The sequence below is a fragment of the Lentimicrobiaceae bacterium genome (assembly GCA_023227965.1).
Taxonomy (GTDB): Bacteria; Bacteroidota; Bacteroidia; order Bacteroidales; family JALOCA01; genus JALOCA01.
Genome location: JALOCA010000062.1, coordinates 1 through 10,121 on the forward strand (window position 1 = coordinate 1; position 10,121 = coordinate 10,121).

Sequence of the window (10,121 nt, forward strand, 5' to 3'; positions counted from 1 at the left end):
CGCTTTTGTAATTTACCTAATTGCCGCAACAGCCGAAACCAATCGCGGTCCGTTCGACCTTGCAGAAGCCGAATCGGAACTTACCGCCGGTTACCACACTGAATATTCAGGAATTAAATTTGCTTTTTTCTTCCTTGCCGAATATATGAACATGTTTATCGTGGCATCCATTGCTGCCACTGTTTTTTGGGGAGGATGGATGCCTTTTCACATCGGTGGATGGGAAGCATTTAACAATATAATGGATTATATACCACCATTTATCTGGTATATTGGAAAAACCTTTGTAATCATTTTTATAATGATGTGGTTCAAATGGACTTTCCCACGATTGAGAATAGACCAACTTCTTACTCTCGAATGGAAATATCTTCTCCCTATCAATCTTATCAATGTATTATTGATGGCTTTTATCGTACTCATGGGTTGGCATTTTTAACAGAGCTATGAACAGTATAATCAAATATATTACCGACGTTTATAAGGGAGTAATCTCCCTGCTGACTGGATTGAAAGTTACCGGAAAGTATTTTTTTAGTCCGAAAGAAATTGTTACCCAACAATATCCTGAAAACCGTATCGGGAAGAATACCCGGACGAAAAAAAAGCTGGAAATGTTTGAACGGTTTAAGGGTGAAATTGTTATGCCTCATAATGACAAGAATGAGCACAAATGTACCGGTTGTGGAATTTGTGAAATAAACTGCCCAAACGGTACTATTGAAGTAATATCGCAATTCAGGGTAAACGAAGAAGGCAAAAAGAAAAGGGAATTGGACAAACACATTTACCACCTGGGAATGTGCACATTCTGCGGGCTTTGCATTAAAAACTGCCCATCTACTGCCATAGCTTTTTCTCAGGAATTTGAACATGCCGTATTCGACAGGAGTAAGCTTACAAAAATTTTAAATAAAGAAGGTTCCACCTTAATGAAAGGAGTAGAGTGATGGGAATAACATCCAATCAGTTAATGTTTATAATCTTTGCCGGGATGATTGTCCTTTTTTCGATGCTTACCGTTACAAGCCGGCGAATATTACGGGCAGCCACTTATTTGCTTATTGTGCTTATTTCTACGGCAGGACTGTATTTTATGCTTAATTACCAGTTTCTCGCTGCCGTACAACTTACTTTGTATGCCGGAGGTATTGTTGTTTTGATAATTTTTTCCATTTTGCTTACCAGCCATATTAGTCAAAAGTTTGAAATTATTGCACTGAAGAAGAAACTATTTTCGGCTATTGCTGCCATAGCAGGGGCTGTATTGTGCATTACTTCTATACTTCAATTCGAATTTAAAGCTAACACAGCAGTTGAACAAGAAATAAATATGGATGTAATTGGGAAAAGCCTGCTTAATTATGGTGATAAAGGATATGTGCTTCCTTTTGAATTAATTTCTATATTGCTGCTTGCAGTTATGATTGGTGCCATTGTTATTGCTAAGAAACGTAAAGAATAATATAAAATATTTTTATATGAACGAAGGAATACCGTTACAATATTTTTTAATCCTCGGAACTATAATGTTTTTTGTAGGAATTTATGGATTTCTGGTGCGCAGAAACCTTATTACGATTTTAATGTCTATTGAATTAATTTTAAACTCAGTAAACATAAATTTTGTTGCGTTTAACAAATATTTATATCCCGACCAATTACAAGGACATTTTTTCAGCATTTTTATTATTGCCGTTGCAGCAGCCGAAGCATCGCTTGCTATAGCTATTATCATAAATATTTACAGGAGAATTGCAAGCATTAATGTGGAAGATGTTAGCGAAATGAAATATTAATTGTATGTATAATTACCATTTAACCAAAAAGTAAGAACAAACAATTTACTCGATATGATAAATTTCAGTTATACTATATGGATTGTTCTTATCCCGTTTTTAATGTTTTTGTTTCTCGGATTAACGGGACATAAACTCAAAGAACCCATTGCAGGTATTTTGGGAAGTATTGGCTTATTTACTTCAGCCGTACTATCGTATTTTACTGCATACCAATACTTTTTTAATATCGAAAAAATTGATGGCGCCTACCCAAAACTCATTGGCTTTAACAGCGTTTGGTTGAATTTTACCGAGCACTTGCATATTGACCTCGGCGTGATGCTTGATCCTATTTCGGTGATGATGCTCATAGTGATAACTACTGTGTCGTTAATGGTGCATATTTACAGCATAGGATACATGCACGGAGAAAAAGGATATTCACGATTTTTTGCTTTTCTCTCACTATTTAGCTTTGCTATGTTGGGTTTGGTAGTGGCAACCAACATTTTTCAGATGTACATTTTCTGGGAACTAGTTGGCGTTTCTTCCTATTTACTCATCGGTTTTTACTATGAAAAAGCTGCTGCAATAGCGGCATCTAAAAAAGCATTTATTGTAACCCGTTTTGCCGATTTGGGTTTTCTGATAGGGATATTAATACTGTCGTTCAATACAAAAACGTTTGATTTCATCACGCTTACCGACATTCATGGCAGTGCCATTGTTCAGGGAAGTTCTATCGCTTTTATGGGGTTATCTACTATGACATGGTCGCTGATTTTTGTTTTTATCGGTGGTGCGGGAAAGTCGGCAATGTTTCCTTTACACATTTGGTTACCCGATGCAATGGAGGGTCCTACGCCTGTTTCTGCTTTGATTCATGCTGCCACCATGGTTGTTGCTGGGGTTTACCTGGTAGCACGGCTCTTTCCGGTGTATGCCCTTGCTGCTCCCGAAGGGCTTGAGATAGTGGCTTATGTGGGAGCTTTTACCTCTCTTTTTGCAGCGGTTATTGCCTGTACACAGTTCGACATTAAACGTGTACTGGCTTTTTCTACCATGTCGCAGATTGGTTATATGATGCTTGCATTGGGCGTTTCAGGTTACGGAGGACATAATGGTTTAGGCTTTATGGCATCAATGTTTCATCTGTTTACCCACGCAATGTTCAAAGCCTTATTATTTCTGGGAGCAGGCGCCATTATTCATGCGGTGCACAGTAACTATATGAATGAAATGGGAGGCTTGCACAAACATTTGCCAATAACTCATCTTACTTTTTTGGTTGCCTGCCTTGCCATTTCCGGAATTCCGCCTTTTTCGGGCTTTTTCAGTAAAGATGAAATACTGGTGGCTGCATACGAACACAATAAATTGTTGTTTGTAGTAGAATACTTTGTGGCGGGACTCACCGCTTTTTATATGTTCCGGCTTTATTTCAGCATTTTCTGGAGAAAAAACACCCATTATCATCATTCACCGCACGAAGCACCCAAAGTGATGACAATTCCGTTGATTTTTCTTGCAATAGCATCTGTTTTTACCGGATTTATTCCTTTCAGTCAGTTTGTTACTTCCGATGGTTTGCCCTTTGAAACACACATGGAATATTCGATAGCCATTCCCTCGGTGCTGATTGCGCTTGCAGGTATCATTGTCGCCACGGTATTATACCGGAAAGATTCAACAAAACCTGTTGCTATTATTCGTTTGTTAGGAAACTTTTACAAGGTAACGCTCAATAAGTTTTATTTTGATGAATTGTACCTTTTTGTTACTCATAAAATTATTTTCAGATATATTTCGGCTCCGGTAGCCTGGTTCGACCGCCATGTGGTGGACGGGAGCATGAACGGAATAGCCCATACGGCAAATTTTATTTCTGATAAAATAAAAGGATTCCAGTCGGGGCAGCTACAAAAATATGCCTATGTATTTGTGTCGGGTGCAATTGTTTTAGTATTGATTTTTGTGTATTTGTTGAACTATTAACCTGCAAACCATGAATATATTACACTATTTGATTCTTATCCCGGTTTTGACCATCATCGGTATCATGTTTTGCAAAGACAATAAGCAGGTACGGGTAGTATCGGCTATTGGAATGAGTTTCCAGCTAATAACTGCCATTACACTGGTTATACAGTTTCTTTCTTTAAGAAATGCAGGCTATACAGCCGAAATGCTTTTTTTAGAAGACCATACCTGGTATGAAAGTCTGAATATCCATTATACTATTGGTGTTGATGGAATTTCTGTTGCGATGATTGCCTTGACTTCCATTGTTCTTTTTGCAGGAGTATTTGCATCCTGGAATATAATAGATTTACCCCGTGAATTTTTTGTTTCACTGATTCTGCTTGCCACCGGAGTATTTGGTTTTTTTATTTCACTGGATATTTTTACCATGTTTATGTACTACGAATTGGCAGTTATTCCTATGTACCTGTTAATTGGCATCTGGGGCACCGGGCCTCGCGAGTATTCAGCTATGAAACTCACGTTGATGCTGATGGGCGGATCTGCATTCATTCTTGTAGGGATATTAGGGATATATTTCAATTCGGCTCCCGGAGGTGGTCCTCTTACATTTAACCTGCTCGACATTTCAAAAATCACCATACCCATCGAAGCGCAACGATTTTTCTTTCCTATAACCTTTGTAGGTTTTGGGGTACTTGGAGCACTTTTCCCTTTTCACACATGGTCGCCCGATGGTCATGCCTCTGCCCCAACTGCCGTTTCCATGCTTCATGCCGGAGTATTGATGAAGTTGGGAGGTTACGGTGCATTTCGTGTAGCAATGTTCTTGATGCCAGAAGCCGCTCAGGAAATGGGATGGATATTCATTATTCTAACTTCTATAAGTGTAGTTTACGGTGCTTTTGGAGCTGTTGTTCAAAAAGACCTTAAATACATCAACGCATATTCTTCGGTAAGCCATTGCGGGTTGGTACTCTTTGCCATTTTAATGATGAACCAAACCGCCATGAACGGAGCTATCATCCAGATGATTTCCCATGGTATCATGACAGCCCTTTTCTTTGCCCTTATCGGGATGATTTACGGAAGAACCCACACCCGAATGATCAACGAGATGGGTGGCTTAATGAAAGTTATGCCTTTTTTATCCGTTGCTTATGTGATAGCAGGGTTAGCCTCACTGGGCTTACCGGGATTTAGCGGTTTCGTTGCCGAAATGACCATTTTTGTAGGAGCATTCCAGCATACGGATACTTTTCATAGGGTAGTAACCATCCTCGCTTGTTCTTCTATTGTTATAACAGCGGTTTATATTCTAAGGGTAGTTGGGACATTGCTTTTAGGTCCGATACGAAACGACGAGTTTAATCATCTTACCGATGCCCGCTGGCACGAAAAATTAACGGTAACCGTACTTATAGTTTCAATTACAGGAATTGGATTGGCACCTCTATGGTTGTCAGAAATGATTAACAATGGATTACATCCTATTGTTACTAAAATTGGTATGGCAGGTTTGCAATTATTAGGACTGAATTTTTAAGTTCATCGAAAAATAACAGGTATGACTCTTGAACAATTTTATTTAATGCGACACGAAATTTTGCTGGTTTTTGTAGCTCTTGTTCTTCTTATTGCAGAGCTTAGTTACGGAAACGCTCACAAACATAAAATAATATACTGGGGCTTGTCGCTATTTTTTCTTATCACGGTAATAGGATTTTGCCCGGTTCCTGAAGGAAGTTTGTTTGGCGGAATGTATCAGAGTACACCTTTGGTGGTATTGATGAAAAATATTTTAAATATTGGTGTTTTCATTATCCTTCTTCAATCGGTAGCTTATCTGAAACAAGATGACATAAAGGAAAAAATTAGCGAATTTTTTATTTTACTAATATCCACACTTATCGGAATGAATTTTATGATTTCTTCCGGCGATTTTCTAATGTTTTACATAGGACTTGAACTCGCTACCCTGCCGTTGGCATCGCTGGCAGCCTATGACCGGTATAAAGAAAAATCGGCAGAAGCAGGTATCAAACTAATCCTATCTTCAGCACTTTCCTCAGGAATATTGCTTTATGGTTTATCAATGATTTACGGAACCACGGGGTCTATCTATTTTACTGATATTGCCCTGAATTATGGTAATACTTCGCTCCAGGCACTCGCATTCATCTTTTTCTTTACAGGGATGGCTTTTAAAATTTCGCTTGTTCCTTTCCACTTGTGGACAGCTGATGTTTATGAAGGTTCACCTACTCCTGTAACTTCTTACCTTTCTGTAATTTCAAAAGGTGCTGCCGCATTTATTTTTACCATAGTTCTTTATACTGTTTTTAACTCCATTGCTTTTCTTTGGAAAGATCTGATTTATGTTATTGCCATTGTTACCATGACCATTGCCAACCTTTTTGCAATCCGACAGCAAAACCTGAAACGCTTTCTTGCTTTTTCTTCCATTGCACAGGCTGGCTTTATTTTGCTGGGTGTTATCGGCGGAAGCCAGTTAGGGATGACTACGGTTATTTACTTTGTATTAATTTATATCTTTTCCAACCTTGGAGCATTTGGTGTGATCAATGCAATTTCAGTTAAAACCGGCAAAGAAAATATGGATGATTACGACGGATTGTACCGTACTAATCCCAAACTCAGTCTTGCAATGATGCTTTCACTCTTTTCATTGGCAGGTATTCCCCCGGTTGCAGGATTCTTCGGTAAATTTTTTCTTTTTACCGCTGCCGCCGAGCAGGGATTGTTTATCCTGGTATTAATTGCTGTCATAAATACAATAATATCATTATATTATTATCTGTTGGTGATTAAGGCAATGTTTCTCAATCGGAGCGACAATCCAATTGCCAATTTCAAAAGCCATTGGACAACTAAAGCCAGCTTGATTATTTGTATGCTTGGTATTGCCGTTACAGGTTTTGCAAGCATTTTATTCGAATACATACGTAATTTAAGCTTTGGTTTTTAATTTTAATTATTATGCCACTCAATAAAGGAAAACATATAGTAGAAGAAATTCAAGAAAAGAGATGTACGATAGTAGAAACCGGAGCTTCGGCTGACAGGTTGTTTTTTTTAAAAAATTTGCTCGAATTTAATGGCTTTACTGTATATTCTGCAAAAGAGCAAGAAGACGAACCGGCAACTTACAAAATTGGTGTTGACGACATCATTTTTAACCCTGTAATCGCTGTTTATGCCCGCAAACTTAAAAGCCCCGATGGACACAGGGTAACACCGGCTTACTGGAACCAGTGGAACGTGGCAAACGATATTCCTTACTGGAAAATAAAGCAAAGCAACATAAAACCTGTCTAAATTACTTTATCCGATGAAAAAAAAGTTGGAAAAATTAAAAGGTTAAAGTGTTTTTTTTACTTTTGAATCTGTTAATTTATTAACATAAAGATTAAAGTATTTATCAAACAGTAGATTGAAATTCAGAAAAATATATACAAGTTGTTATCATGGTAACATTAGGAATTAAAGACGAAAGTAGTTTCTTGTCATTGGTCAACCAAAAAAGCGGATGCAATGTATTGGAATGCTATCAATGTGGCAAATGTGCAGCTACCTGCCCTGTTTCGCAATTTATGGACATTACCCCGCGCCAGGTGATGCAATTCATTAAGTTGGGAATGAAAGACGAAGTTTACACCGTGAATTCGATGTGGTTTTGCCTTACCTGTTCTGCCTGTTCCGGTCGTTGTCCGAGGCAGATTGATATTCCGCGGGTAATGGAAGCCTGCCGCCATCTGGCAATGGAAGAAAACATGCAGTCAAGTTCTAAGGAAGTAAAAGACATCCGCCGTTTTCACGAAATTTTCCTCGACATGGTAAAACGCTATGGAAGAGGATATGAACTGCGCTTGATGGCGGAATTTAACATACGTACCCGCAATTTCTTTAAAGATATGGCTCTTGCCCCGGCAGCTTTGGGCAAGGGGAAAATCAAACTTACCAGCGAAAAAATAAAATCAGTCAAAGCCATTCAACGTATGTTTAAAATGGCTGAAAAAATTGAAAAACAACATAATCAGGAAGTAAAAGAAGAAGCAGAACACAAACCGCAACACTGATATTCCTGATTTTAAATTTAAAACAAGAAATTTGTTAAAAATGAATAAATTAACTTATTTTCCCGGGTGTTCTGCCCACGGCACCAGCGAAGAATTTGACCATACACTGAAATTAGTCGCCAAGACGCTCGATATGGAACTGGAAGAAATAGCCGACTGGAATTGCTGCGGTGCCACTTCGGCACATGTGATGACAGAGACTCTTGCTTTGGCTCTGCCACTTCGGAACCTTGTTCTTGCCGAAAAAATGAACAACGATACCATGGCTATTCCTTGTGCTTCGTGTTATCAACGCCATAAAGTTACTCAATATGAACTTGCAAAAGACGCTTCGCTTGCCAAAAGAGTGGGTAAAGCAGTGGAAGAAGGTGCCTATACCGGTAAACTTGTCGTAAAATCCATGCTGCAATACGTTTACGAAGACATTGGGCTGGAAAAGATCAAAGAAAAAATAAAAAAACCTTTAACCGGGCTGAAAGTTGCCTGCTACTATGGATGCCTACTTACGCGCCCAAAAGATGTTACCCAGTTCGACTCTCCGGAATACCCCATGAGTATGGATCGTATAATGGAAGCTTTGGGAGCCAAAGCCGTTGATTTCGATTTCAAAACCGAATGCTGTGGTGCTTCCTTCTCTATCTCCGATACCGAAGTAGTTAATCAACTCAGTGGGAAAATACTTGAATATGCCAAAGCCAGCGGCGCAGATATGATAGTAGTTGCCTGCCCGCTTTGCCAGTCGAATCTCGACATGCGCCAGCCGGGCATCGAAAAAATGTTGGGAAAGAAAATTAGAATGCCGGTGTTGTATTTTACACAATTGTTGGCTCTTGCTTTTGGTTTTCCCGAAGAGGAATTGAAATTCAGCAAACACATTGTTCCGGTACAGGAAGCACTGAAAAACATCGGAAAAGAGCCCGAAAAAGAAGACGAAAAGAAAGTTAAAAAAACTGTTGAAACTGAGGAGGCTAAATAATGGCACGTGTAGGAGTTTTTGTATGTTTTTGCGGTGCCAACATTGGCGATTTTGTAGACGTTCCGCAGGTTACTGAAGAAATTAAAAAGATAAAAGACGTAAAGTTTGCTACCAATTATAAATACATGTGTTCCGACCCCGGTCAGGCACAGATACGTGAAGCCATAGTAGAACACAGGCTCACTTCGGTTGTGGTGGCTGCCTGTTCACCCCGAATGCACGAGAAGACTTTTCGGAAAGCATTGGTAGAAGCCGGATTAAATCCATATCTGCTCGAAATAGCAAACATCCGTGAGCACTCCTCATGGGTCCACCAGAAAGATAAAAAAAGTGCAACCGAAAAAGCCGCCGATCTCGTCAGGATGGCAGTAGCCAAATCAATGGCAAATGAGCAGTTGTACGAAATTTCAGTCCCAATCACCAAAAAAGCTTTAGTTATCGGAGGAGGGATAGCCGGCATCCAGGCAGCACTCGACATTGCCGATGCACACATTCCGGTGGTTTTGGTAGAAAAAAGCCCTTCTATCGGTGGGCGTATGGCTCAGTTGGACGAAACTTTTCCTACACTCGACTGCTCGCAGTGTATCCTTACTCCGAGAATGGTTGACGTTGCTACTCATCCCTACATTGAATTGATTCCTTATTCTGAAGTAACCGAACTCGAAGGTTTTGTTGGAAATTATAAGGTAAAAATCAAGAAAAAAGCTTCTTACGTTAACTTTTCATCCTGTACTGGATGTGGAGCCTGCAACCAGAAATGCCCGGTGAAGGTTGCAAACGAGTTTAACCTCGGACACGACAAACGTAAAGCCATTTATTCTCCATTCCCACAGGCAGTACCTAACAAACCGGTAATTGATGCCGAACACTGCCTGATGCTAACCAAAGGTAAATGTGGAATCTGCAAAAAGGTTTGCGAAAAGGGCTCTATTGATTATGAAATGCAGGATGAAATCATCGAACGCGAAATAGGTGCAGTGGTAGTAGCTACGGGATACCGCCTTTACGATCCTAAACCCTATGAAGAATATGGTGTGGGAAGGTTTAAAGATGTTATTTCCTCACTCGATTTTGAACGTATGGTTTCCGCAAGCGGACCTACCAACGGCTTGCCAATTCGTCCTTCGGATGGTGAAGTGCCCAAAAATGTTGTTTTCATCAAATGTGTAGGCTCACGCGACGAAGCCAAGGGCATCGAATTCTGTTCTAAGATATGCTGCATGTACACCGCCAAGCATGCCATGCTACTGCATCACAAAGTTCACGATTCAAAAGCTTATG

11 protein-coding genes are annotated in these 10,121 nt (G+C 39.6%); all 11 read left to right on the top strand.

Annotation, left to right across the window (positions count from 1 at the left end; genetic code table 11):
- Nucleotides 1–439 (top strand): NADH-quinone oxidoreductase subunit H (locus M0R21_13295; protein MCK9618796.1); only part of this gene is annotated, 439 nt, incomplete at its 5' end.
- A gap of 7 nt (nt 440–446) precedes the next feature.
- Nucleotides 447–950, top strand: coding sequence for a 4Fe-4S binding protein (locus M0R21_13300; GenBank protein MCK9618797.1), 504 nt, complete (start codon nt 447–449; stop codon nt 948–950).
- A 23-nt stretch (nt 951–973) separates the two neighbouring features.
- Nucleotides 974–1,465 (top strand): NADH-quinone oxidoreductase subunit J, encoded by a 492-nt coding sequence (locus M0R21_13305; protein MCK9618798.1) that lies wholly within the window; start codon nt 974–976, stop codon nt 1,463–1,465.
- 16 nt (nt 1,466–1,481) lie between these two features.
- Nucleotides 1,482–1,799 carry an NADH-quinone oxidoreductase subunit NuoK gene (gene nuoK / locus M0R21_13310; protein ID MCK9618799.1) on the top strand — a complete coding sequence of 106 codons (318 nt, stop codon included), beginning with the start codon at nt 1,482–1,484 and terminating at the stop codon, nt 1,797–1,799.
- A 54-nt stretch (nt 1,800–1,853) separates the two neighbouring features.
- The gene (gene nuoL, locus M0R21_13315; GenBank protein ID MCK9618800.1) at nt 1,854–3,776 is read left to right on the top strand and encodes an NADH-quinone oxidoreductase subunit L; all 1,923 of its coding nucleotides are present in this window, start codon (nt 1,854–1,856) and stop codon (nt 3,774–3,776) included.
- A gap of 10 nt (nt 3,777–3,786) precedes the next feature.
- A complete protein-coding gene (locus M0R21_13320; protein ID MCK9618801.1) occupies nt 3,787–5,310 on the top strand; it encodes an NADH-quinone oxidoreductase subunit M in 1,524 nt (507 codons plus the stop codon).
- Nucleotides 5,311–5,331: 21 nt separating this feature from the next.
- Nucleotides 5,332–6,753, top strand: coding sequence for an NADH-quinone oxidoreductase subunit N (locus tag M0R21_13325; GenBank protein MCK9618802.1), 1,422 nt, complete (start codon nt 5,332–5,334; stop codon nt 6,751–6,753).
- 11 nt (nt 6,754–6,764) lie between these two features.
- The gene (locus M0R21_13330; protein ID MCK9618803.1) at nt 6,765–7,103 is read left to right on the top strand and encodes a hypothetical protein; all 339 of its coding nucleotides are present in this window, start codon (nt 6,765–6,767) and stop codon (nt 7,101–7,103) included.
- 149 nt (nt 7,104–7,252) lie between these two features.
- Nucleotides 7,253–7,864, top strand: a complete 612-nt coding sequence (locus M0R21_13335) for a 4Fe-4S dicluster domain-containing protein (GenBank protein ID MCK9618804.1) — start codon at nt 7,253–7,255, stop codon at nt 7,862–7,864.
- Nucleotides 7,865–7,904: 40 nt separating this feature from the next.
- Nucleotides 7,905–8,840, top strand: a complete 936-nt coding sequence (locus M0R21_13340; GenBank protein ID MCK9618805.1) for a CoB--CoM heterodisulfide reductase iron-sulfur subunit B family protein — start codon at nt 7,905–7,907, stop codon at nt 8,838–8,840.
- The coding region (locus M0R21_13345) for a CoB--CoM heterodisulfide reductase iron-sulfur subunit A family protein (protein ID MCK9618806.1) at nt 8,840–10,121 on the top strand (1,282 nt) is incomplete at its 3' end. The genes M0R21_13340 and M0R21_13345, both read left to right, overlap by 1 nt.

Bases quoted from the DNA above. Each gene is read 5' to 3' on its own strand.
- M0R21_13305 (MCK9618798.1), top strand. From the start codon at position 974: ATGTTTATAATCTTTGCCGGGATGATTGTCCTTTTTTCGATGCTTACC.
- M0R21_13300 (MCK9618797.1), top strand. From the start codon at position 447: ATGAACAGTATAATCAAATATATTACCGACGTTTATAAGGGAGTAATC.
- M0R21_13340 (MCK9618805.1), top strand. From the start codon at position 7,905: ATGAATAAATTAACTTATTTTCCCGGGTGTTCTGCCCACGGCACCAGC.
- M0R21_13330 (MCK9618803.1), top strand. From the start codon at position 6,765: ATGCCACTCAATAAAGGAAAACATATAGTAGAAGAAATTCAAGAAAAG.
- M0R21_13325 (MCK9618802.1), top strand. From the start codon at position 5,332: ATGACTCTTGAACAATTTTATTTAATGCGACACGAAATTTTGCTGGTT.
- nuoK (MCK9618799.1), top strand. From the start codon at position 1,482: ATGAACGAAGGAATACCGTTACAATATTTTTTAATCCTCGGAACTATA.
- M0R21_13335 (MCK9618804.1), top strand. From the start codon at position 7,253: ATGGTAACATTAGGAATTAAAGACGAAAGTAGTTTCTTGTCATTGGTC.
- nuoL (MCK9618800.1), top strand. From the start codon at position 1,854: ATGATAAATTTCAGTTATACTATATGGATTGTTCTTATCCCGTTTTTA.
- M0R21_13320 (MCK9618801.1), top strand. From the start codon at position 3,787: ATGAATATATTACACTATTTGATTCTTATCCCGGTTTTGACCATCATC.